Source organism: Chromohalobacter sp. 11-W (assembly GCF_029889905.1).
GTDB lineage: Bacteria > Pseudomonadota > Gammaproteobacteria > Pseudomonadales > Halomonadaceae > Chromohalobacter.
Genome location: NZ_JARANZ010000001.1, coordinates 250,220 through 274,396, shown reverse-complemented (window position 1 = coordinate 274,396; position 24,177 = coordinate 250,220). Strand labels below are relative to the sequence as shown.

At 59.1% G+C, this 24,177-nt stretch carries 22 protein-coding genes and 1 pseudogene; 3 read left to right on the top strand and 20 right to left on the bottom strand.

Translation table 11 applies throughout. From position 1 onward, the window contains the following. Window positions 1–67 precede the first annotated feature (67 nt). The 13 genes from OP494_RS01280 to OP494_RS01220 all read right to left on the bottom strand — a co-directional run bounded on the left by OP494_RS01280 (window position 68) and on the right by OP494_RS01220 (window position 13,673). Window positions 68–736 carry a GntR family transcriptional regulator gene (locus tag OP494_RS01280; protein ID WP_035410873.1) on the bottom strand — a complete coding sequence of 223 codons (669 nt, stop codon included), beginning with the start codon at window positions 734–736 and terminating at the stop codon, window positions 68–70. Between the two features lie 63 nt (window positions 737–799). Further along, entirely contained in the window at window positions 800–1,999 is a 1,200-nt protein-coding gene (locus OP494_RS01275; RefSeq protein WP_280538937.1) for an alpha-hydroxy acid oxidase, read from the bottom strand. A gap of 14 nt (window positions 2,000–2,013) precedes the next feature. Further along, the gene (locus OP494_RS01270) at window positions 2,014–3,294 is read right to left on the bottom strand and encodes a TRAP transporter large permease (RefSeq protein WP_280538936.1); all 1,281 of its coding nucleotides are present in this window, start codon (window positions 3,292–3,294) and stop codon (window positions 2,014–2,016) included. Beyond that, window positions 3,291–3,809: a TRAP transporter small permease gene (locus tag OP494_RS01265; RefSeq protein ID WP_280538935.1), complete on the bottom strand. Its 519-nt coding sequence runs from the start codon at window positions 3,807–3,809 to the stop codon at window positions 3,291–3,293. Before OP494_RS01265 ends, OP494_RS01270 begins: the two co-directional genes overlap by 4 nt. A 72-nt stretch (window positions 3,810–3,881) precedes the next feature. Then, window positions 3,882–4,886: a TRAP transporter substrate-binding protein gene (locus OP494_RS01260; protein ID WP_280538934.1), complete on the bottom strand. Its 1,005-nt coding sequence runs from the start codon at window positions 4,884–4,886 to the stop codon at window positions 3,882–3,884. Window positions 4,887–5,219: 333 nt separating this feature from the next. Beyond that, entirely contained in the window at window positions 5,220–6,746 is a 1,527-nt protein-coding gene (locus OP494_RS01255; protein ID WP_280538933.1) for a tripartite tricarboxylate transporter permease, read from the bottom strand. 5 nt (window positions 6,747–6,751) lie between these two features. Next, entirely contained in the window at window positions 6,752–7,273 is a 522-nt protein-coding gene (locus tag OP494_RS01250; RefSeq protein WP_280538932.1) for a tripartite tricarboxylate transporter TctB family protein, read from the bottom strand. Window positions 7,274–7,348: 75 nt separating this feature from the next. Continuing rightward, complete coding sequence (locus tag OP494_RS01245; RefSeq protein WP_280538931.1) at window positions 7,349–8,329, bottom strand: tripartite tricarboxylate transporter substrate binding protein; 981 nt, start codon at window positions 8,327–8,329, stop codon at window positions 7,349–7,351. Between the two features lie 521 nt (window positions 8,330–8,850). After that, window positions 8,851–10,593: a sodium:solute symporter family protein gene (locus OP494_RS01240; RefSeq protein ID WP_280538930.1), complete on the bottom strand. Its 1,743-nt coding sequence runs from the start codon at window positions 10,591–10,593 to the stop codon at window positions 8,851–8,853. Window positions 10,594–10,925: 332 nt separating this feature from the next. Then, window positions 10,926–11,117, bottom strand: coding sequence for a hypothetical protein (locus tag OP494_RS01235; RefSeq protein WP_247619666.1), 192 nt, complete (start codon window positions 11,115–11,117; stop codon window positions 10,926–10,928). Window positions 11,118–11,377: 260 nt separating this feature from the next. After that, window positions 11,378–11,815 (bottom strand): type II toxin-antitoxin system VapC family toxin, encoded by a 438-nt coding sequence (locus tag OP494_RS01230; protein ID WP_280538928.1) that lies wholly within the window; start codon window positions 11,813–11,815, stop codon window positions 11,378–11,380. 660 nt (window positions 11,816–12,475) lie between these two features. Next, window positions 12,476–12,883 carry a VOC family protein gene (locus OP494_RS01225; RefSeq protein WP_280538927.1) on the bottom strand — a complete coding sequence of 136 codons (408 nt, stop codon included), beginning with the start codon at window positions 12,881–12,883 and terminating at the stop codon, window positions 12,476–12,478. Between the two features lie 49 nt (window positions 12,884–12,932). Continuing rightward, the gene (locus OP494_RS01220; RefSeq protein WP_280538926.1) at window positions 12,933–13,673 is read right to left on the bottom strand and encodes a glucose 1-dehydrogenase; all 741 of its coding nucleotides are present in this window, start codon (window positions 13,671–13,673) and stop codon (window positions 12,933–12,935) included. 170 nt (window positions 13,674–13,843) lie between these two features. Between OP494_RS01220 and OP494_RS01215 the strand changes: the two genes are divergently transcribed. Continuing rightward, entirely contained in the window at window positions 13,844–14,446 is a 603-nt protein-coding gene (locus OP494_RS01215) for a TetR/AcrR family transcriptional regulator (RefSeq protein ID WP_280538925.1), read from the top strand. Window positions 14,447–14,485: 39 nt separating this feature from the next. Here the strand turns inward: OP494_RS01215 and OP494_RS01210 are convergent, their stop codons facing one another. Then, window positions 14,486–15,463 carry a saccharopine dehydrogenase NADP-binding domain-containing protein gene (locus OP494_RS01210; protein WP_280538924.1) on the bottom strand — a complete coding sequence of 326 codons (978 nt, stop codon included), beginning with the start codon at window positions 15,461–15,463 and terminating at the stop codon, window positions 14,486–14,488. Then, on the bottom strand, window positions 15,460–15,876 hold the full coding sequence (locus tag OP494_RS01205; RefSeq protein WP_280538923.1) for a VOC family protein: 417 nt from the start codon (window positions 15,874–15,876) through the stop codon (window positions 15,460–15,462). The genes OP494_RS01210 and OP494_RS01205 overlap by 4 nt, the downstream gene beginning before the upstream one ends. A gap of 187 nt (window positions 15,877–16,063) precedes the next feature. Here OP494_RS01205 and OP494_RS01200 point away from each other — a divergent pair, with 187 nt between their 5' ends. Together OP494_RS01200 and OP494_RS01195 are read left to right on the top strand one after the other, a co-directional pair. Continuing rightward, window positions 16,064–16,951, top strand: coding sequence for an AraC family transcriptional regulator (locus OP494_RS01200; RefSeq protein WP_280538922.1), 888 nt, complete (start codon window positions 16,064–16,066; stop codon window positions 16,949–16,951). Window positions 16,952–17,305: 354 nt separating this feature from the next. After that, the gene (locus tag OP494_RS01195) at window positions 17,306–18,562 is read left to right on the top strand and encodes a site-specific integrase (RefSeq protein WP_075369939.1); all 1,257 of its coding nucleotides are present in this window, start codon (window positions 17,306–17,308) and stop codon (window positions 18,560–18,562) included. Window positions 18,563–18,741: 179 nt separating this feature from the next. On the opposite strand, the pseudogene OP494_RS01190 reads toward OP494_RS01195, so the two are convergent. From OP494_RS01190 to OP494_RS01170, 5 genes and pseudogenes are all read right to left on the bottom strand, one after another. Next, window positions 18,742–19,042: pseudogene (locus OP494_RS01190) on the bottom strand (IS3 family transposase); the annotation flags it as partial. 5 nt (window positions 19,043–19,047) lie between these two features. Then, window positions 19,048–20,334 carry a phosphopyruvate hydratase gene (eno, locus tag OP494_RS01185; RefSeq protein ID WP_075369938.1) on the bottom strand — a complete coding sequence of 429 codons (1,287 nt, stop codon included), beginning with the start codon at window positions 20,332–20,334 and terminating at the stop codon, window positions 19,048–19,050. Window positions 20,335–20,336: 2 nt separating this feature from the next. Then, on the bottom strand, window positions 20,337–21,848 hold the full coding sequence (gene pyk / locus OP494_RS01180) for a pyruvate kinase (protein ID WP_075369937.1): 1,512 nt from the start codon (window positions 21,846–21,848) through the stop codon (window positions 20,337–20,339). Window positions 21,849–21,850: 2 nt separating this feature from the next. Then, on the bottom strand, window positions 21,851–23,164 hold the full coding sequence (locus OP494_RS01175; protein WP_075369936.1) for a glycerate kinase: 1,314 nt from the start codon (window positions 23,162–23,164) through the stop codon (window positions 21,851–21,853). A 64-nt stretch (window positions 23,165–23,228) separates the two neighbouring features. After that, the gene (locus tag OP494_RS01170) at window positions 23,229–24,119 is read right to left on the bottom strand and encodes a 2-hydroxy-3-oxopropionate reductase (RefSeq protein WP_075369935.1); all 891 of its coding nucleotides are present in this window, start codon (window positions 24,117–24,119) and stop codon (window positions 23,229–23,231) included. Window positions 24,120–24,177: the final 58 nt, after the last annotated feature.

Below are 24,177 nucleotides of genomic sequence, written 5' to 3'. Positions count from 1 at the left end.
GGCAGGCACGGTAACGGGGAGGTCTACGGTCCGCCCTCGCTCGATGATGAGCCCAGGCCCTCCCCCCTCAAGACAGATATTCCGAGTAGCTTTCGGCGAGTTTCTGGATGTTCTCGTCCATGTACTGCAAATGCGCTTTCATGGCGCTTTCCGCAGCGTCAGGATCGCGGTTGGCGATGGCGTCGATGATCCGCGTGTGTTCCTCGACGATGGCGGGCACGCGCTGTTCGTTGAGAAACAGCATCCGCACTCGGTTGATATGCAGCTGAACGTGGTAAATGATTTGCCAGACTGAGGGTTGCCCAGCGATGTCGGCAATCTTCTGATGAAGCTCTTCGTCGAGGGTTTCGATCTTGTAGTACTGCCCTTGCCGATACACGAGCCGCTGATGCTCGAGGTTGTCGTACAGATCTCGAGCATCGCGGTCGCTGCACTGCATGGCGGCATCGCGTATCAGGGCGCATTCCAGCACCGAGCGCGTGTAGTGGGCCGCCTTGATGACATCGAGGCGAATGGGCGTCACGAAGGTGCCGCGCTGGGCGAAGATATCGACGAAGCCGTCGTAGCGCAGTCGCATCAGGGCTTCACGAATCGGCGTGCGGCTGATGCCGAACTCTTCCGACAGCGCTTTTTCATGAATCCTTTCACCGGGTTTCAGTACGGTGGTGATGATCTTGTCGCGTATATCGCTATAGGCACGATCACTCGACGACCGTTCCTGCACCCCTTTCATCATGCTTTTGGCTCCTGGCTGACGCGGCAGATTACGCTCTGTTACCGCCCATCCTACCCTGCCGCCCTAGGCGGGGCTAACCGTTTGCGGCGCGCACGCATTGCGTATCAAGGAGCGGTCGAGCTCCTGCAGGTTGCTGCACCCGAGAAGCCCCAGGGTGCGATCCATCTCCTTGTAAAGTAAGCCAAGCGCATGATCGACGCCCGCCTGGCCGCCTGCGCCGAGCCCGTAGAGGGTCGTGCGGCCGAGCAGCACCGCATCCGCCCCCAGAAGCACCGCCTTGAGAATGTCGCTGCCGCGCCTGAAGCCACCGTCCAGCAAGATGGTGAGTGCGTCGCCGACGGCGGCCCTGACCTCGGGGAGGATCTCCATCGGCGAGACGGAGCTGTCCAGTTGGCGCCCGCCATGGTTAGACAGCACGATGCCGTCAATACCGTATTCCACCGCCGTGCGGGCTTCTTCCACCGACAGGATGCCCTTGATCAGCAGGTTGCCGGACCAGTTGTCCCGCAGCCAGCGAATGTCCTCCCAGTTCAGGGAGGGCATCAAGTGCTTGCCTATCTCGGCGGCTGCGCCCTGCACGGAGGAATCCTCGGGCGGCAGGAGGTCCCCCAGGTTCTTGAAGGTCGGCACGCCATGCGGATACAGCACATCCTTCATCCAGCGGGGCCTGCTCAACACATGCAACTTGTTGCGCCAGTTGAGCACGAAGGGGCGCGCGTAATTACGCGTGTCCCACTCCCGGTTGCCGTAAATGGCGCTGTCCGTCGTCACGACGATGGTGTCGTAACCCGATTCACGACAGCGATTGACTAGCTTCTCAACGTAATCATGGTCGCGATAGAAGTAGATCTGCATCCATGGCCGTCCATCGGGGATCTTGGCGATCTCCTCCAGCGGTTCGGTCGAGGCATTGCTCAGCGTGAACGGAATCCCCCGGTCCGCCGCTGCGCGGGCCAACTTGGAGTCCCCATCTTGGGTGACCATGCCATTGAACCCCGTCGGCCCTATCACGACCGGCATGCTCACCCGGTGGCCCAGCAGGTCTCGGCCGAGATCCCGCTGACTGACATCGGTCAGCGTCTTGGGCGTAAACCGGTAGCGGCTGAAGACGGCCCGATTGTTGAGCAGGCTGACTTCGTCGTCGGCGCCACCATGAATGTATTCATAGACGAAGTTCGGAAGCCGTCGGCGTGCAATCTCAGCAAGCTCCGCGATGCTCAGTGCCTGATCGTAGCGCCGTCTACGCGGCATGCTTCTTTTCATGTCAGCTCCATCATTCAACCGTTGTGCAGAATACTTAAGGGATAGGTCACGATCTCAGGGAAGAGAATCAGTGCAAACAGGATCGCCACGTACATCAACAGCATCGGCCATATGCCACGCGAAATGTCGATGATACTGATTCGGCTGATGCTGCATCCCACATAGAGCACTGTGCCTATCGGCGGTGTGATCAAACCGATGGAGAGGTTAATGATCATCACCACACCGAAGTAGATGGGGTCGATACCAAGCTGCTCGACCACCGGGATAAGCACGGGAGCGAAAATCAGCACGGCGGGCGTCATGTCCATCACGCAGCCGAATAGCAGCAGTATGACCATGATGATCAAGAGCATCAGTGTCGGGCTGTCGGTAATGCTCGTGAGCCCTGCCGCGATCTGGGTGGGAACTTGCGCTACCGTGATCGCATATGCCGTGACAATGGCCGCCGAGGCAATCAACATCACGATGGCCGTCGTCTTGGCGGTATTGGTGAGCACATCGAAAAGCTGTGTCAGGCGAATTTCTCGATAGCAGAGGCTGATCAACAGCGCGTATACCGCGGCGACCACGCCCGCTTCTGTCGGCGTGAACACGCCGCCACGCAGTCCGACGATGATGATCAGGGGCAGCAGCAAGGCCCAGAAGGCACGCTTGAAGCTGTGAAGCCGCGCTTGCCAGCTTGCACGCTCGAGCCGCTTGGTATCAGCTTTGCGCGCGACCAGCCACCAGGTGAACGTCATGCCGATCGCCATGATGATCCCGGGCACGATGCCGCCCATGAACAACCCGGTAATCGAGACACCGCCCACGACCCCGTAAAGAATCAAGGGGATGCTCGGCGGAATCACGGTGCCCACGATGCCGACGGATGCCACCAGCGCAGTCGAGCGCTTCTTCTCGTAGCCTTGCGCCACCATCATGGGAATGAGGATCGAGCCCAGCGCCGCGGTATCGGCAACGGCGGAGCCGGATAACCCGGCAAAGATAACGCCTGCCACGATGGCGACATAGCCCAGGCCGCCTTTCACATGGCCCACCAGTGACGAGGCAAAGTCGACGATGCGCTTGGAAACGCCCCCTGCATTCATGATCTCGCCGGTCAGGATGAAAAAGGGAATGGCCATCAAGGCAAAGCTGTTAGCCCCGGTGATGAAGTGCTCAGCCAGGGTCGTGACATTGAACATGTCTTGGGTCCACATCATCACCACGGCGGAGCTAAGCATGGCGAAGGCGATCGGCATGCCGATCAACATCAACGAGAACAGCACGGCGAGGAAGACGACGACCATCATGACACCGACTCCTGGTCATGATCGTATGCCCATGTGGGGCCATTGCGGCCGGTCAGGACAAAGCTCAACGCCTGGTACGCCATCACTGCGGACATCAGAATGGCCGCGATCATGCCAGCATAATAGTAATTGTTGATGGGAATATCGGTGGCGGGCCCGGTAATCCCCACGTTCAGCTCGATCAGGACCAGAAGCCCTTTGACCACGAGGGTCATCACCGCCACGGTCAGGGCCGTCGTCAGCAGGAAAAACAGCTTCTGAAGCCAGCCGGGAATGTGGCGCACCAGGATATCTACGCCCAGGTGGCTATGTTCCACCACCGCAAGGATGGAGCCCAGGAACACGACCCATACGAAGAGGTATCGCGCCACCTCACTGGACCATGTCAACCCGCTGTCGAAGGCATAGCGGAGCACGACATTGGTAAAGACGAACCCCACCATGAGCACCAGGGCCACGGCAATGGCCAGCCTGATGGATGTTTTCAAGAAACCGAATAAGGTCGTCATCGACATGAAACCACCTCTTGTCCACTCGGTATCGCCATGCGAACTCCTGGAGTTCGCATGGCATGCGTATGACGCACCTCAGGAGCCTTCACGTACCATGTTCACCATGTCTTCAGCCCAGTCGTACTGACTGTAAAAGTCGTCATAGATCGGCTGAACGGCTTTCACCATTTCATCGTGAAGTTCTTGGCTCGGCTCCGTCACTTCCAGGCCAGCCTTCTCGAGATCCTTCTTGATCTCAGAGGCGGATTCGCGCATCAGCTGCCACTCCATCTCCATGGATTGACGAGAGGCTTCCTGGATGACGTCTTTCTCGTCATCGCTCAGATTGTCGTAAAACTGTTGGTTCATCAGGTACACGTTGGGGCTAAACATATGCCGACTTTCCAGCACGTTGTTCTGCACCTCGTACCAACCCGAGCGATAAAGCGTGGCGAGAGGGTTATCCTGCCCGTCGATCACCCCCTGTTCGAGCGCCGGGTAGACTTCTGACATCCCCATGGTTTGCACATTGGCGCCTAATGCCTGCCCCACTTTCACGTACAGCTCCAAATTAGGCATTCTCAATTTGAAGCCATCGAAATCGTCCATGCTGTCGATTTTTTCCTTGCTCGAGAAAACCCGGAACCCATTCGCCGTCCACGCCAGGGGTTCTACACCCAGCTCACGGAAATAGGGATCGATCTTCTCGCCGACAGGGCCATTCAGCATCGACTGCGCTTGATCATAGTCTTCGAACAGGAAGGGCCACTCGGGAAATCCGATTTGCGGCTTGGCGGTCTGCAGCCCCATGCCGGCAATCGCCATTTCGATGCTGCCGGTTCTGACGCCATTGGTGTATTGCCGCTCATCGCCGAGCGAGCTGTTGGGGTAGATCTTCACCTGCATGCCGGAATGGCTTTCGACATACGGTTTGAATTTTTCGCGGATAGCCACGTTTTGCGGATGATCTTCCGCGAAGTAACTCGCGACCTTGATGGTCGCCGTGCTTTGTGCGTAAACATGTCCGGCAAACATGGTCGTTCCCAGCAATGCGGAACCAACCAGAGTGCGGCCTATGATGGCTGAGAGTGAGTATGTCATTTGTTGTGCTCCCCGTTAGCTGATACAGGCGCTGGCATCGAAGGCTCTCTATGGAGCCAGCTGATATACTAGTATTCACTATACGGAGCGCCTAGAAAGACTTTTGTCTAAACACCCCCTGTCAAGCCTGTTGAAAGGTCAATCGGGCAGAAGTGGCAAGGCCCATCCTACGACGACAACTCAAGAGACGGGCATTGACCGGTGGAGGGGTGGAGGTAATGACACGAACCTGAACGCCAGCTGCTGCCGCCAGCCGCCCCAGTGCGAACGACGCATACAAAAACGCCGCAATCGCCAGAAATCACGATTGCGGCGTTCCCCTCCGGCAGCGGCTTAGCCAGACGTCGTGTTGAGCGTTTTTTCCCCAGGCTTGCGAATCACCATGAAGTAGAAGAAGACCGCTGTCAGGGCGATGAAAAACAGGCTATCCGGACTGGTCAGGAAGACCATTGGACTGCCGTCATTGATCGAGAGCGCACGACGGCAGTATTCCTCAAGACTTGGCCCAAGCACGAAGCCCAGCAGCAGGCAGACAGTGGGATATTTCTGCTTGCGCAGGAAGTAGGCCAGCACGCCGAACACCAGCGCCAGGGCCATCTGGAAAGTCGAGTAGGTAGCGACATAGCTACCCACCAGTGCCACCACGGCGATGCTCGAGTAAAGAACGTCGCGACGAATCGACACGATCTTCAGAAAGTACGGCCCCAGCAGGAAGAGCGTCAGAGGCACCAGAATCAGTGCACTAACGAACAACGCGGCAAACATCGGAGCGATCAAGTCGAGCTGCTGGGTCATGAACTGAGGCCCGGGCTGCAGGCCATTGATCACCAGCACGCCGAGAACGATAGCCGTCGTTGGATCGCCAGGAATCCCGAAGGTGAGCATGGGAACGAAGGCACCGCCACACATGGAATTGTTGGCACATTCGGCAGATGCAATGCCTTCAGGATGCCCTTTGCCATAGCGCTCCGGGTGCTTCGAAGAACGCATGGATTCTGCGTAGGAGACGAAAGCCGCCATCGAGCCGCCAGCGCCGGGCAGGATACCGACCGAGTAACCGATGAGTGCGCTCTTCAGGTAGCGCAGAATGCCGATTTCACGGACTTCCGACAGCGGTGGAATGAAGTCACGCCGGCGCACCTTGGCGGCCTGCAGCTTGCTGGGGTCTACGGTGCGAGCACTGCGGCTATCAGCTTGAATCAGCAGCTCGCTGATGGCGAACGTGCCGATGATCAGCGGCATCATGTCGATCCCTTGAACCAGCACGCTGCTACCGAAGGTGAAGCGCGCGACCGGCTGCACCACATCGATGCCAATGGTGGCAACCATCACACCGAGCAGAGTGGCCACCATTCCCTTCGTGATCGATCCTCGCTGGGAGATGATAATCACGACGAGGGCAAAGGCAATCAGGGAAAATTTCCCAGGCGTACGGATCAGCAAGGCGACATCGGCAGCCAAGGGAGACAACACCATCAACAGCAGAGCGCCCACGGAACCACCGATCATCGACCCGAGAGCGGCATGGCCCAATGCCTTGGCACCTTCGCCGCGCTGCTGCATCGGATAGCCTTCCAGCGCTGTCATCATCGACGCAGGCGCGCCAGGAATATTGATCGTCGTCGCCGTGATGCTGCCGCTGCACATACCCGCCATGAAGATACTCGCGCATGCCACCAATGCCGTGGTGACATCGAGACTGTAGGTAAGGGGGAGCAACAACGCGATGGCTAGCACTGACGTCAGCCCCGGCACAGCTCCGAACAGAGTGCCGATCAGGAAGCCGCCTACCATATAGAGAAGCGTTTCGGGGTTGGCGAGGGCAGAGAACCCACCCAACAGTCCATATAGCGATTCCATGATCATTAACTCCACAGGGTCGGCAGGCGAACCTGGAAAAAGACTTCGAACATCAAGAATCCGGCTCCGGTGATGATCAGCGTGGCGATCAACTTCATCGGCCACTTCTGCACGGAACCGCTACCGAACTGAAACATCAGCATCAGCACGTAGAGGAATGTCGATACGAAATAACCGATCAAATCAAAGGCCAGCAGATATAAGGCTGTAAGAACAACAACCCTGATGGCACCAAACGAGATACCACCAATGCTCTTGCTCACCTGGTCCGCATCTTCAGCGCCAGCTTCATCGTCAGACTTCTCGACCCCCTTACTGCGTGCTCGACGAACCTCCTGGGTCATCACGCACACCAGGGCTATCAGCATGAGCAGTGCTGCCGTTATAGGAAAGAAAGAGGGAGTCATGTTGCCCTCTTTCATCGGCGGGCCGAGTTGTATCGCCGACAATAGATAGACAAGCGTGATAATCGCCAGCACTGCCGGAACGTAGAACCCACCGCCTAGAGAAAGCCGTTTGGGAGACATATCAGAACCTGTTAGAAAACCGCTGCGCCATGCAATGTGCACGGCGCAGCGACAGCATGAGCACGTAGGGGACTTTTACTTTTCCAACACGCCCTTTTCGACCAGATCATCCATGGTCTCGAAAAGCCGCTGTTGAGTATCGTGCGACCATTGCGTCACATCATCAGAACCCAGCCAGGCGGGGGTCACGCCGATTTGCGTCAACCATTGCTGGAACTCGTCACTCTCATAAGCCTCGTGATAGGTTGTTTCCAGTTTTTCAATCACATCGTCAGGGGTACGTGCAGGGGCCACCAGTGTAATGAAGCTCCCCATTTGCAGATCCAATCCGGTATCGGTTTCCGTCACAGGCGGAACGTTCGGAAAGCCTTCGTTCTGCGTGTCAGAGAACTCGACCAGGCCGCGCGCCTGACCAGACTCGATCAAGGGTGCGAGATCGCCCAGGCTGGTAACAACCGCGTCAACCTCACCGTTGAGAAGCGCCTCTTTCTGAGTGGCCGCACTGTTATCGTAGGAAACTATCTTGAATTCGGCGCCTGTCTGATCCTGGAGTTGCAGCAGCGTCAGATGCGTTCTGGCCCCCATGTTCTGGATGCCGATACGGATACTGCCGGGATTTTCCTTGGCGGCTGAAATCAAATCGCTCAGTGACTGATAAGGTGCATCCTCCGCCACGGTAATCGCATCGGCCTCTTGGGTGATGCGAGCGATCATCTTCATCCGGTCCATGTTGAAGCCGGGCAGCATATCCTTCCAGGGGATTGTGATGATGCTGTCATACGTAATAGCCGCAATCGTTTGGCCATCCGGACGCGCATCCATCAGTTGAAGCAAGCCGGTAGCCGTCATACCGCCCGCGACATTTTCCACGTACATCGAGACCGGTACGGACTCTTCCGCAATATTTGAGATCTTGCGCACGATGGCATCAGTACCGCCGCCGGCAGCAGCGGGGACGATGACGCGAATATCACGATTTGGAAAATCGGCCTGAGCAGTACTGGCAGCAAACGTTGCCATGCAAGCCATTCCCAAGAGTGTTTTTTGTAGCTTCATTATCTCCCCCTTGCTGAGTTCATCGTCTTGCCACATGCCTCCAGACGAAGCACCTTTACTGCATCCATTTGCATCTCGTTCAATCGGTAGAGATGCAAAACAAATTGCAATACTCGACGCTCACATCTTCAGGTTTGACCCTGTAGCTCGAACCGAGTGAATCAGTCTTGTCTGCTTTAATGTCATACATCATACAACAAAGCTAGAGGCCCGTTCCGTGAGGAGCAATACACCGAAGGTCTCATATAGACTAAAGTAACGCATGGCGAGCACTTGGGACGGCGTCAACCCAGTGCCTGGCCGCCGATGACTGGCAATCATTCTGATCAGGGGCGTCCCCGCCAACCAGCACAGGCTACCCTGCTCGGCGGCTAAGTGATCCTACTATTAGGGGATGATGGCTCGGGGGTGATGGCTAGGAAATTATGTCGGATACAGCAAACGATGTTGGGCATGCTGATGGGACTGGCAACGGGCTAGCGCTGGCGATGAGGCTCGATCACCAGCGCTAAGAGGAACACTCAGGACTTCGCCATGCGGGCGCTACCGGCATCCGCACTGCGTGCTCTCACCAGCCAAAAGCCCACGGCGCCAGCGATCACTAGCATGGTGCCGCAACCCGCTGCGAGCAGGTAGGCGCCAGTAACCACGTTCTCAGCCACTCCGAAGCGTCCGGCCAGCGCCGCCAGCGAGCCAGCGTACTGCCACCATAAAAAGGCCCCCACCGCGACGCCGGTAAGCATGGTCGCCACGGCTACCCGTCGGCTGACCGCCGCCCAACTGCGCTCGTTCTCCACCGGGCTGCGATGCAGGAAGGCGCGGTACTCACTCTCTGCCTGGCTGACGCGGGTCAACTTGGAGGAGATCACGATCGCCACCAGCGCCACCAGGGTGCTCAGTATTACCGGGTGGAGATATACCGGCAGCGAGACCCACTCAGCCTGCACCATCAGCGACAGAATCAAGTTGCCGACAAAACCGACCCCCAAGCCCCAACCGGCACCGGCGGCGGTAATTCGACGGCTCCAGATGCTCATCAACGCCACCGGCCCCCAGGATGAAGCGAACAGCGTGGCGGCGAACCACACCACTGCCATCACCGCCGGCGGTTGGAAAAGCGCCAGCAGCAGCGCCACCAGCCCGGCCGCCAGCACGCCGATGCGGCTCGCCCGCATGGCACTGCGCTCGTTGCGCGAAGAAGGCAGGATGTCGTGGGCAAGGCTAAAGCCGATGATCGACAGAAAGGTCGAGCAAGAGGAAAGTCCGGCGGCAAACACGCCGGTGAGGATAATCACACCGAGCCAGCTCGGCAGCACATTGAGCGCCGCCCACACCATGGCACGCTCGCCGTCGAGCGTCGGGTCGTAGAGGTTGATCGCTGCGCCGGTCATCATCATCAGCGCATAGAAGATCGCCAGCACCACGGCGGTGAGCATGGCCGAGCGCATCACTACGTGCTCGTTGCGCGCCATCAGATAACGGCTCGACTGCCAGGGGCTAGCCGCCAGCACCGTGGCCCATACCAGCCCCAGCGTCAGCCCCCAGATGAGCGCTTCCCCGGGCGAGGAGAAGTTCGCTCCCTCGCCTTCGATCACGCCGTGCCACAGCGCGATGCCGGGCTTGTCGGACTGCGCCAGCAATCCCTCGATCACCCCCGACCAGCCGCCGAGATCGTTGATGATATAGAGCGAGCCGCCCACCGCGGCGACAGAGAAAATCACGAACATCACGGTGTCGGTCAGCACGACGCCCTGGGAACCGGAGTAGAGAATGAAGCCCGTATAGGTGAGCCACACCAGCACCAGTCCAGCCCAATAGGGCAGCCCGGTGAGTTCCTCGAACATGATGCCGGCGCCCTGCATCACGCCCAGCAGGTAGGCACCCAAGCCAAATACGGTGGTGAGTCCGGCGATCATCTGCACGCGCTTCGAGGCAAAGCGCTTGCCGAAAAACTCGGGCACCGTCAACGCCTCACTGCGACGCAGGTAGCGGCCGAACACCAGCGCACCAAGCAGACAGCCCGAAGTGCTGATCGCGGCGAAGATCAGCATGACAAAGGGATAGCCATCGTAGGCGAAACCGGTCTCGCCCAAAAAGGCGCTGGTACTCAGGTAGCTGGCGACCAACGTACCGAGAATCATCAGCGTGGGAGCGTTACGCCCGGCGACCAGGTAGTCGTCGAGATCCTTGACCCGGCGGCCAGCCAGGTTGCCGATAATGAAATAGCCGACGAGGCTCAGCACGATGGCAGCGGTATAGACCATGGCGAATGACACTTGTTGTTGAAATTCGCAGTCATGCTAAGCACTTATATATGGATCACTATCTTCTTTGCGACATACACCTCAATCAACGCGACTCGTCCTTGGTATCCAGGGCGATCACGCGTCGAGGACCGGAGCGCGAGGCTTATCAGTCCTGGCTGGCACCTCCAGCCTGACACCTCTCGCTGCCGCAAAGCGCTCCTGTATACGCCTGCTCGACAGAGGGCATGATTGATGTTCTATGACGGGAGATGAGTGGCTAGTGGCAGCCTTTGATGAGTGTCGCGCAAATAGATGCCGACGCGCTGCGAAACTGCACACTTGGAAAGAAATCAGTCCAGTGCCTGGCCGCCAGGTGATTGTCGATCAACCTGATCAGGAGCGTCTTCGCCAACTAACATAGGCTTATCGTCCTGCCAGATAACAGCATAGTGGCCCAAACGCTGCTTGCGCTCCAAGGTTTCCGACACAGCAGCACGGAGGCTATCCAACATTTCCTGAGTATCAGGTGTGAGCTGAGTCATGATCGCGCCTCCCGAGTGAGAACATTAAACAGCATTTCATTAAGAACTTGCCGATCTGCATCGCACTGCTCAAACACAGGTTCCGGCGCCCCACCGCTATTCATGAAGCAGCGCGTGCGGCTAACCAAAGGTGCATACAACGTCAGCAAATATGCAGGCTACGCGGAAATCGACGCTGAAGACGCTGACCGATGAACTGCGACATGAAGCTAGGGCTTTTACTGAAACCTGAAAACAATAACGCGGGAGTGCCCCGGCGTTTAAGATCTTGGCGCTGAGCGATGCTCCCACGGATTGAGTATGTCGATGCCAAGCGACTCGAAGTCCTTCACATTGCGTGTAGCCAGCGTCGCGTGATGCTGTCGACAGATCGCGGCGATTTGAGCGTCAGCGGTATGCACTACCCTGCCTGCACGCTCACTGATTGCTACTTGTTCTGCATAGTGTACCGCCGCAACTTCATCGAAAGGCAGAATGCGGCCTGCAAAATCTTCCTCGAACATCGCTGCTGCCATGGCGGCGAAACGGCGTTGGCGCTTGCCACTGGGCAAGCGCTCGATGCCATAGAGAATTTCCGCCACGGTAATAGCGGTAATAGTCACGGCACTCGCATCCTGGCTATCCAACCAGTCGGCAACGCACGCATCTGGTGTGGGACGCATAAGCTCGGATAGCACGTTGGTATCCAGGACGATCATGCGTCGAGGTCCAGAGCGCGTGGCTTATCAGACCTGGCTGGCACCTCCAGCTCGACACCTCCCACTGTTGCAAAGCGCTCTCGTATACGGCTGCCTAGTCCCCCTTTTTGAGGTTGGCTCAAGGCGCCGCGGAGAATAATACGCACCTCCTCTTCCATGGAGTGGCCATGCCTCGCCGCTTCCATACGAAGCTGAGCCTTTATCTGCTCGTCCAAATTACGAATCGTTATCGATGCCATACTAACCTCTTCCATAGGATCTCAATGCAATCAATGATAGCACCAAGCTTTCAAAAGCGCCTGCTCGACGGGAGGCATGGTCGATGTTCTATGGCGGGAGATGAGTGGCTAATAGCAGCCAAATCCGCTCACCAAGCACCTCCGCGGCGCTTTCCAGCGTTTCGGCACCTACCTCTCACCGCGTACAAACAGCAAGTCTGCCGGCTTCTGCTACGCGGTCATTCGGCCAAGTCCAACGCCAGAAAGCTCGACATTTCACCGGAAACGGTGTGCATGCATCGCAAGAGTTTCTATGCCAAGTTTGCTGTGAGTTCAGGCCGAAAATGCACCATGACAACGCCTTGTGACTTTCTTCACCACACCGCCGCCAGCAAGGCATCTAACGTTTATAGCCTACCCAGGCATAAAGGTCCTCCTGCCGTCACGGGGGGCTGGCAGTAGAGTCCTGGCACACCACTTCCACATTGATACCGTCCGGGTCCAATACGTACGCCGCGTAGTAATGCTCGTGGTAGTGCGTTCGGACGCCGGGCGGGCCGTTGTCGGTCCCGCCCGCTTTTACTGCGGCCTGATAGAAGGCATCGACGATGGCCCGATCCCGTGTCGCGAAGGCAATGTGCGTGCCGGCGCCTGGGGGCTCGTTGTCATGGATCCAGAGGCTCGGGTAGCCGTCCTTGCCGAAACCGTGGCGCGTCCCTCCTGTACGGGTACGCTCGGGCCCGACGGTGATGACCCGGACGATATCTAGCGGCGCGAGGGCAAGTTCATAAAAGCGCCGAGATGCCTCGGCGTCGCGCACGGCGAATTCGATGTGGTCGAGAATGCTCATGGTTTTGCGCAGAGGCTCCAGTGGTATGGATAACCGGCTCGGGGGTTGATCAGACCTGGGACGCCCCACCATCGGCGAACAGCTCGACGCCGTTGATATAGCTCGAGGCATCGCTCGCCAGGAACGCCGCCGCCTTGCCGATTTCGTGTGCCTCGCCTATCCGCCCCAGTGTGCTTTTTTCGCTGAACGCTTGAATGATCTGCTCGGCGTCATCGGCCAGCATGCTCCGCAGGGACTGCGTATCGACAGGGCCGGGACTGAGGAGATTGATCCGCACGCCGGAACCCTTGATATCCAGAATCCAGCTTCTGACCATGGCGCGCAGAGCCGCCTTGGTGGCGCCGTAGACACTCAGGCCAGGGCCGGGGTTCATCGAGGCGGTCGAGCCGATGATGACGATGCTGGAGCCCCTGGGCATCAGGGGCAGTGCGCCCTGGACGGTAAACGTCACCCCTTTCACATTGATATCGAAAAGCCGATCGAAGCTTGCTTCGGTGATCGCACCCAGTGGCGTGATTTCTCCCGTCCCGGCGTTGGCGATCAGGACATCGAGACGGCCATGCAGCGACTCGATACGACCAAAGAGCGAGGCCAGATCGGAGGTGTTCGAAACATCGGCGGCAAACGCGACCGCGTTGTCGCCCAAGCTGGACAAGGCCTCGTCCAGCGCCTCCTGCCGGCGCCCGGTTATGACTACTCGAGCCCCCTGCGCGGCGAACTCCTGCGCAATCGCGAGCCCCAGACCGGATGACCCACCGGTAACCAGCACAACCTTATCTTTGAATGACATGGAGATTTCCCTGTACGAGGAAGTAGACGGGAACAACCCATATAGTGAACGCTATATATCACGATGTGTCACGCACTTTATTTAGTGGTCGATATATAGAGGTCCTTGCTAGAGCGCCCGAGCTCTGATATAGCAGTCGCTATAATGCAACTTTCATCCAGCGAGGTCCCATGAACGCAAAGACTCGGCAACGCCGTCCTGCTTTCGATCGCGAAGCAGGGGTCGCTATCGCCCAGGCGCTTTTTCATGAGCGTGGTTATGACGCGGTCAGCCTTGCGGATCTGACCAACGCCATGGACATCAAACCGCCCAGTTTTTATGCCGCCTATGGCAGCAAGGCAGAGCTGTTCGAACGGGCGATGCTGCGCTACGCGCAGGAAAACGCCCTGCCGCTGGACGAACTTCTGGCACCAGACCGCCCCCCTGCCGAAGCGCTTCCCGCGCTGCTGCTCGCCGCCGCTGAACAGTACGGGCGAGATAGCGTGCTGCGTGGCTGCATGATTACGGAGGGGATGCGAGCGGATGACCCGGCCGCCCGCCAGATGGCCGAGAGTCTTGCCAGCGGCGGACTCCAGGCGATTCGCGCTTACCTCGATCAGGTCCATCCGCAGGGTGCACAGGCCCTGGCCGACTATGTGTCGGTCACCTTGCGAGGATTGTCGGCCTCAGCCTGCAACGGCATGCCCTACGAGTGCCTGACGCAAGTCGCCCGGACCGCCGGCCGATTTATCGCTCGTGAACTGGAAGCCGACGAGCCCACAGTGGCTTCTTGAGCCGTAAGGCCATGCCATCGTGGGGTTTCGCATCTGTTCCTATAGATCCGTGATGGTCGTCCCTTCGATCGTCTCAGCGAATTTGCCACCGAACATTCGTGCCGGGGTCTCGAAACCGGGTCGACGCTCCCCTTCGAGTACCCGGCGCGCGGCCTCTACGGCCGCCAGCGGCGTGTAGGAATAGCCGTTGACGGTTTCGATCATCGATCGAGCCACCGTGCCATCGGCTCCCGTCACCTCGGCCACAGCGCGGGCGCGATGGGCATCGCGATGCTCCGCCGTCGGGCCGTCAGGCAGTTGTGACAAATCGCCCTCGGGAAACGCATCGCCACTGACATGCACGAACATGGCGATATTGGGAATGCCGGCAGAGTGCCAGCCGGTGACCAGATCCCCGAACGACAGTGGCGCGCACGGCACCAAACCCTCGCCGAAATCGAACTCTTGCGGCTGCGCGTCGGGGATTGGTACGAGATGGCCATCGACCCTCGCCATCAGGCCTGCGCCGATGATCTCGCTGACGCTCATGGCGGAGCCTCGCGACATGGAACCGGGAACCTGAAGCGCCACCTTCAGCGACTGTGGCTCATGCACGCGCTGCGCGACGTGCACCGCCAGGCAATCGGTCGGCACCACGTCCCAGCCGACACCCGGCAGCAGCATGACGCCGGCCTCGGCCGCTTCGGCGCCCAGTCGTTCCGCTAGCCGGTAGACGTTAATCTCGGCGGTGATATCCAGGTAATCGACACCGGCCTCGAGGCACACCCGCATCAATAGCTCCGCGGTTTTCGCGAAAGGGCCTGCGAAGTTTAGCAATACATCGATATCGGCCAGAGCTTTCGCTGCCCCATCGAAGGCTTCAAATACCCGCAACGGAACTCCCAACTGCTCAGCGAGGGCGGTTAGCCTTTGCTGATTGCGTCCGGCGATCTCGAAATCGAGTCCCAACGCTTTGGCACGCTCTGCCGCCATGCGGCCGGTGTAGCCGGTCGCGCCGTAGATCAGAAGTTTTTTCATTGGGCGTGCTGCCAGTTCTTGTAGACGAATTCGAGACTGTAGCCATCGGGATCCAGAACGTTGGCGGCGTAATAGTCGGGGTCATAATGCAGCCGTGCCCCGGGCACGCCGTTGTCGATAGTACCGTTGTTGATAGAGCCGTTCTCGATGGCCGCGGCGTAGGCTGCCTCAACCTCCGCCTTGCTGTTCGCCACGAAACCGACGTGAACGGCTTTTCCTTCGACTACACCCTCACGTAGCCAGAAGAACATCCGGCCATTGGCGCCGAAACCCTTGAGATCCGGATGGCCCGGCGGGCCGTCTTTGCCGTCGTAATCGAGCCGCGCCGTGATCCCCAGCGGGGCGAGCACGGCCTCGTAGAAACGGATCGAGCGTTCGATATCGCTGACGGAGAGAAAGAGATGATCAAGCATGGAGTAGCCTCGCGATTCAGACGATGTCGCCAGCTACTACCGTAACCCTTACCCTCATCGCGGGCTCAGCCGTTCCTGCCCGAAACCTGCCCGTTTCTGCTTTTTGCTTGCGCAGACGTGGGGCCAAGATCAGCATATCTCTCCATGAACGACCAACCGCTCTCCATACAACGAAAAACTGCCCGCCATGAACGACCAACTGCTCGAGCTTCGCTCTTTGGCTGCCAAGGCCGAGAACCGCCGTACCGAAACGGGCATCCCACGCGTGGCCATGATTCAAGGCGAGGTCCCGGAGCATATGCTGGCCGCCGTCTACGATCCGATGATCAATCTGATCCTGCAGGGCAGCAAGACGATGACCGTCGGCGAGCGCACGCTGCGTTATGACCCGGCCACGTACTTCGTCATGTCCATCGAGTTGCCGGCGGTGGGTACGATCCATCCTACGGTTTCGGGGGAGCCCTACCTCGCGCTGAGTTTGACGCTCGATCCCACGGTGCTCTCGACACTACTGACCGACCTGCCCTCGCCCGCCGAGCGCAACGAAAGCGACGCTGGCTTTTCGGTGGCGGCTACCACACCAGCATTGATGGACGCGTGGCTACGCATGCTGAGATTGATGGGCAAACCCGACGAAATCGCGGCCCTCGCACCGGTATATGAGCGAGAAATTCTCTACCGTGTCCTGCAAGGCCCTCACGGCTGGATGCTGCGCGACATAGCGGCTCCGGATACCGCCATGGCGCGGGTCAGCCTGGCCATTCAACGGATTCGCCGGGATTTCGCCGAGCCGATCCGAGTGGAGACGCTGGCCGAGAAAGCGTCGATGAGCGTGTCCGCCTTCCATCGACACCTCAAGGCAGTCACCACCCTGAGTCCGTTGCAGTACCAAAAGCGGGTTCGATTGCTTCACGCAAGGATGCTCATGGTGGCCGATGCCAAAAGCGTGACCAACGCAGCCTTCGAGGTCGGCTATGAAAGCGCCACACAGTTCAGCCGCGATTACGCCCGAGTCTTCGAGCTCTCTCCCGCCCGGGATACGTCAAGAATTCTGAAGGAGATGAAAAGCCAGTGAGCTTGATGGGTCGGTAAATGCTCACCGTGTGAGCGTCGCTTGCTCGCTGGATAACTGATTAAGGCAGCGACATTCGCCCCCAAGATCCAGCATGGACAAAATGTGGACACTGCACCGGAAGAAACGAATTCAGGAAGGAAAAAACGAAGCTAAGTGCTTGTTTTAATGGTGGGCCCAGGCGGACTCGAACCGCCGACCAAGGGATTATGAGTCCTGTCAGGTGACGGTGTAAGAAGGTGGCAAACTGAGTAAATAAGGGGCCTATCTACTGGCCTCCAGGGGTATCGATGTGTAACCTAGCATCAACGAGGGATATCCTAACAGCCCCCCATATAGCCCCCTAACGGCCCCCTGATGCTCAACGAGAAACAACTCCGCGCACTCAAGCCCCGCGAACGCGAATACACCATCTCCGATGACGGTCAGCGCGGCACCGGGAGACTCTTCATACGCGTGCGCCCCACTGGAGCCAAAGACTGGGTCTACGTCTACTACCTTAATAAGCGTCGCCGGAAAATCGGCCTCGGCGCCTATCCGGAAGTGGCGTTGAAGGATGCCCGCCAACGGGCCGCAGACCTCGCAGCAAAACTCACCGATGGCGTCGACCCCGGCAAGGCCATGAGGGAGCAGCGCGCCGCTGCAAAACAAGAAGAAATCCATGGCTCGCTGGGCGAGCTCATAATCTCCTATACCAACAGCATGCGCGAGCAGGGACGACGCACCGCTGACGAGGTACTTGAGCGCTGTGAGCGTTACGTCAAGAAGCCGTTTCCCAAACTCTGGAACAAACCGGCCAGGGAGGTGACGAGCGCAGACATACGCGATCTGCTCAGCTTCCACATGCGCAAGGGCATCACCACCACGACTAACCGTATCCGGTCATGGCTGCATGCTGCTTATCAGCATGGCCTGAGCGTCGAGCATGATCCTCGGCAAGCCTCCAACCAGACATGGGCTCTCGAGACCAACCCAGTCTCAGTCATCCCTCGCCAGGCAGATTGGGAGCGCCAGGGCGAGCGCGTCATAACCGCGGAAGAGCTCGCCCACGCATGGCACAACCTACCCTCTTATGACCTGACATCCATGGCGATCCGGCTGGTCATCGCCACCGGTGGTCAGCGCCCACTATCACTGCTGCGGTTGGCGCCAGCTAATATCGATTTCGACGCGGACGTGATCGACATCCCAGCCAGTTCGATGAAGTCCAGTCTGGCACATGTCGTGCCAATGGCCTCGCAATCGCGCGACTTGCTGCGCTACTTGGTCGACCAGGCTGAGCGCAACGAATGGGGCCTATTGTTCGCAAGCCCGAAGGATCGCAGCAAGCATATCTCGATCACTGCCCTCCCCTCTGCGCTTGGGAAGTATCAACGCACCGCCGGCATCGAACGCTGGGCGCCACGAGACATTCGCCGGACGGTAAAAACGGTGCTGGGGCAGGAAGGCGTTGCGAAGGGCATCAGGGATCGCTTGCATGGTCATGCCATGCAGGACGTCTCAAGCCGTCACTATGATCGCTACGATTACCTAAAAGAGAAACGTCAGGCGATGGATGTGTGGGAGAAGTGGCTGGATAGCATATTGCGCAATGGGGATGACGGCGGATTTTGAATCCGTTTTCGAGATAATCCATGGCCGCGCTTGCTCCGGCATCTCCCTTTCAAAACAGTCTTTTAAAGCATTCCACTACACACATAACTTAGGCCGATCACGTCTAGTCTGCGACCAAACTGCGACCACTAGCACCAACCGTGTGAATCGACCCGGATATTCTAAACACCCGTCAGGCTCTAGAAGTAACCTAACTTATACCCAACGGGTGACAGATCATCACTCGTCCCATGAGGGCGCTTTGGGTTGTAAAACATCGCCATATAATCGAACACATCTCTCTTGGCAGATTCCCGGGTCGGATAGATTCGCCGCTTTATTCGCTCACACTTTGAGGATTTGGAAGAAGCTTGCAACGGCATTGCCGCGACGGCTCATGCTGCCCACCAGTTGATTGGTCTTCAGAAAGCTCTGCCTGTCGGTGCTGCTGAACTGACTGCCTTGATCCAAATGCACCATCGCAACCCCTTGCGGCTTTCTGGGTTTCATCCTTGGTCCTTGAGCCCCGGGTAGGCGGCCTTGTCGCCGAGTTCCTGCTCGATCACCAGCAGGCGGTTGTACTTGGCGACGCGGTCCGAGCGGCTCAGCGAACCGGTCTTGATCTGGCCGGCACAGGTGGCCACGGCCAGGTCGGCGATGGTGGTGTCCTCGGTCTCGCCGCTGCGATGCGAGATCACCGCGGTGAAGCCGGCGTCCTGGGCCATCCTGATCGCGTCCAGGGTCTCGGACAGCGAACCGATCTGATTGAACTTGATCAGGATCGAGTTGCCGATCCGTTCGTCGATGCCGCGCTTGAGGATCCGCGTGTTGGTCACGAACAGGTCGTCGCCGACCAGTTGAACCTTGTCGCCGAGCTTGTCGGTCAACGCCTTCCAGCCGTCCCAGTCGGACTCGTCCATGCCGTCCTCGATCGACACGATCGGGTACTGCTCGGTCAGCTCGGCCAGGTAGTCGACGAAGCCGGCGGCATCGTAGGACTTGCCCTCGCCCGCCAGGTTGTACTGGCCATCCTTGTAGAACTCGCTGGAGGCACAGTCGAGCGCCAGGGTGACATCCTTGCCCAGCGTGTAGCCGGCATCGGCCACCGCCTGCTTGATCGCCGCCAGGGCGTCGACGTTGGAAGCCAGATCCGGCGCGAAGCCGCCCTCATCGCCCACCGAGGTAGACAGCCCGCGCCCGGCGAGCACCTTCTTCAGCGCGTGGAATATCTCGGCGCCCACCCGCAGGGCTTCGCGGAAGTTCGGCGCACCCACCGGCTGGACCATGAACTCCTGGATGTCGACGTTGTTGTCGGCATGCTCGCCGCCGTTGAGGATGTTCATCATCGGTACCGGCATGCTGTACTGCCCCGGCTGGCCGTAGAGCTCGGCGATGTGCGCATACAGCGGTACCTGCTTGCTGACTGCCGCGGCCTTGGCCGCAGCCAGCGACACGGCGAGGATCGCGTTGGCGCCCAGCTTGGCCTTGTTGTCGGTACCATCGAGCTCGAGCATGGCGTTGTCCAGGGCGCGCTGGTCGAGCGCATCCAGGCCCTTGAGCGCATCCGCAATCGGGCCGTTGGCCGCCGCGACCGCCTTGAGTACACCCTTGCCCAGGTAACGCGACTTGTCGCCGTCACGCAGCTCCAGCGCCTCGCGGGAGCCGGTCGAGGCGCCGCTCGGCGCGCAGGCCACGCCCTTGGCGCCGTCGTCGAGTGTCACCTCGGCCTGTACGGTCGGGTTGCCGCGGGAATCGAGCACCTCGAGGGCGCGGATTTCGACAATCTTACTCATCGTCAGTCGTCCTTTAATCGGTTTGATTCTTTATCCACGCGAAGGACATTTAGGGAGTTGGTGCCGCCGTGGGCATGCATATTGTCGCCTCGCGTCAAAATTATATGGTTACCTGGCTTGGCGATGCCGCGCTCGATCAGCAGCTCGACGGCACATTGGTTAAGCTCGAGCGGATCCATGCCGCTGGTATCGAAGGGCAGCGAGACCACGCCACGGTAGAGCGCCATGCGCCGCTGGGCGGCAGGGCTATGGGCAAGGCCGACAATGGGCAGGCCCGAGCGTATGCGTGAGGCAATCAGCGGCGTGTAGCCGGTAGAGGTCATGCAAGCGATGGCCGCTACACCGTCGAGGTGGTTGGCGGCGTACATCGCCGATAGCGCCACAGTTTCGTCAATCCGAGAAAAGCCCTCGTGGATGCGGTGCTTCGATTCCTGAATGCTGCGCTCGCGCTCAGCACCCATGCATAGACGAACCATGGCCTCGACAGTCTCTACCGGATAATCACCGGCGGCGGTCTCGGCGGACAGCATGACGGCATCGGTGCCGTCGAGCACGGCGTTGGCGACATCGAATACCTCGGCGCGAGTTGGCAGCGGCGCTTGGATCATCGACTCCATCATCTGGGTGGCGGTGATTACTGCACGGTTGAGACTACGTGCGCGCTGAATGATGCGCTTCTGCACACCGATCAACTGGGCATCGCCGATTTCCACACCAAGGTCACCGCGAGCCACCATGACCGCTTCCGAGGCACGAATGATGTCATCCAGCGTTTGCTCGTCGATCACCGCCTCGGCGCGCTCGATCTTGGCCACCAGACCGATATGCTTGCCGGCCTCGCCAAGCAAGTCGCGAGCCAGCTGCATATCGGCGGCGCTACGCGGGAACGATACCGCGAGATAGTCGACTCCGATGTCGATGGCGGTCTTCAGATCTCCGCGGTCCTTGTCGGTAAGGGCCGCGGCAGAGAGCCCACCGCCTTGCTTGTTGATGCCCTTGTTGTTGGACAGCTTGCCACCGACGCGAACGGTAGTGTGCACACGTGGCGGTTCGACGCGATCGACCACCAGCTCGAGGCGGCCGTCATCGAGCAGCAGGATGTCACCCGCCTCGATGTCTTCTGCCAGCGACTTGTAATCGCAGCCGACCTGAGTGGCATCGCCGACGTCACTGTCGAGGGAAACATCGAGAATGAATTCCCGTTCTTCCTCGAGAGTGACCGAGCCTTCGGCGAAGCGAGCGATACGAATCTTGGGCCCCTGTAGATCGCCCAGGGCGGCGACGGTGCGGCCGTGACGCTCGGCGGCCTCACGCACAGCCTGCAGGCGACGTCGATGGTCGTCAGGACTACCGTGAGAGAAGTTCAGGCGCACCACGTCGACCCCGGCCTGTATTAGCTCGTCGAGGACCCCGTCGCGGTCACTGGCGGGGCCCAGGGTAGCGACAATCTTGGTGCGACGGATGGGAGAATGAGCAAGATCATGCTTAGCATATTGCTTTTCGAACACTCTCATGCTTATTCCTCCTCTCCCTTGCTGGGCGGCAATACCAGGATGGCGCGGAAATCGTTAACGTTGGTGCGGGTGGGGCCCGTGATGATCAAGTCATTCAAAGTCTGGAAGAAGGTGTAGGCATCGTTGCGGGCCAAGTAGTCCGCTACCGATAGCTGGGCCGCTTCGGCCCGCTGCCAGCAATCGGGGGAAATCATTGCGCCGGCATTGTCCTCGGAGCCGTCAATGCCGTCGGTATCAATGGCTAACGCGTGGATACCCTCAGCGCCTTTGAGCATCTCGAATAGGCCCAACAGGTATTCGACGTTGCGACCACCGCGTCCCTCTCCATCTACAGTGACACTGGTCTCGCCGCCAGATAGCAGCAGTAGCGGATGCGAACTTTCGAGTTGCAGGTCCAGTGCCAGACGCCCCTGAGCGCGACCAAGCTGGCGCGCCTCGCCTTCCAGATCATCGCCGAGCAAGCGTACCTCAATGCCCTCATGCTCGGCATATTCGAGTGCTGCCTGCAAGGCATCGGCTGCTCGAGCCAGCATATGTGTCTCGTCTTTTGCGAATCCGTCATCTTCACAGCGCGGGGCGCAGGTATCTGCCACAAAATGATGGCGGACAACATCGGGAATCTCGATGCTACGGGCTTCGAGAATGGTCAGAGCGTCGACGGGTGTGGAGCCGTCAGGCAATGTCGGGCCAGAGGCTATCAGGCTAGGCTCATCGCCGGGCACGTCGGAAATCAGGTAGGTGACCACCTGGGCCGGATGAGCGGCAGCAGCAAGGCGGCCACCTTTGATAGCCGAGAGATGGCGGCGGACAGTGTTGATTTCGCGAATCGGCGCTCCACTATGTAGCAGCGCCCTGGTGAGCGCCTGCTTTTGGCTCAGGGTCAGACCCGGGGCTGGTAGCGACATCAGTGATGAACCGCCGCCCGAGACCAGTGCGATAACTAGATCGTCCTCGCCCAGGCCGCGGACAGCTTCGAGCATGCGTTTGGCTGCCTGCTCGCCGAGATTGTCGGGCATAGGATGCGAGGCCTCTAGCACCTCGATCTGTTGGCATACCTCGACATGGCCATAGCGGGTGACCACGACCCCGGACAACGGCGAGTCGGGTTGCGAGTCCTGCCAAGCGGTCTCCAAAGTTTTCGCCATGGCCGCGGCCGCCTTGCCGGCACCCACCACGACGGTGCGACCGCAAGGAGGCTCGGGTAAATGACCCTGAACCAGATTCGCTGGATGCACCTTTGAAACAGCATGCTCGGCGAGTCTTAGCAGCCAGGACCGAATAGATTCACGACTGGCAAAGGGCGTTTGGTCATTCATGGCGTGGTCTCTCAGCAAAGCATAGACATGACGGGTTAAGATCGGCTGTTAACCGAGGGTTCACTTACTGCTTGGCTATCTCATAATTGGAGAGTGTTTCCAGAGCACGTACCAGACCGGCATGATCCCAGTCACCGCCGTCATGGGCGGCACAGGCCTGGAATAGTTGCTGCACATTGGCCGTTCCCGGCAGGGCGAGGTTAAGGCTGCGCGCACCTTCCAGCGCTAGATTGAGGTCCTTCTGGTGCAGGCGGATCTTGAAGCCCGGGTCGAAGGTGCGCTGGATCATGCGCTCGCCATGTACGTCGAGAATCTTCGACTGGGCCAGACCGCCGAGCAGCGACTCGCGCACCTTGGCAACGTCGGCGCCGGCCCGGGAGGCGAACAGCAGGCCCTCGGAGACCGCCTCGATGGTCAGGGCAACGACAATCTGGTTGGCCACCTTGCAGGTCTGGCCGTCACCGTGACCACCAATATGGGTGATGGTCTTGCCCATGATCTCAAGTAGCGGCTTGGCTCTGGCAAATCCTTCCTCGGTGGCACCTACCATGATGGTCAGCGCGGCGTTGATGGCGCCGCCTTCGCCCCCCGAGACCGGGGCATCGACGTATACACCGCCGGCCTCATGAATACGCTTGGAGAATTGCTGGGTGACCAGCGGGGCGATGGAGCTCATGTCGATGACCAGCGTGCCGGGCTGGAGCCCCTCGATGACACCTTGCTCACCGAACAGCACCTGCTCGACGTCCGAGGTGTCCGGCACCATGGTGATGATCACCTCGCTAGCCTCGGCCACGGCCGCCGGCGAGTCGAGTTCGCGCATGCCCATGTCGGCCAGTTCGCTGACTAGCGGCTTGTCGCGCTTGACGGTGACCAGCTCGTGGCCGGCATCCAGCAAGTGGCCGGCCATGGGGCGGCCCATGATGCCCAGACCGATGAATCCAATTTTTTTCATGATTCGCCCCTTACGGGAAATTTGAAAATTGCTTGTATTAGCGTCTAAAAAATTTGGC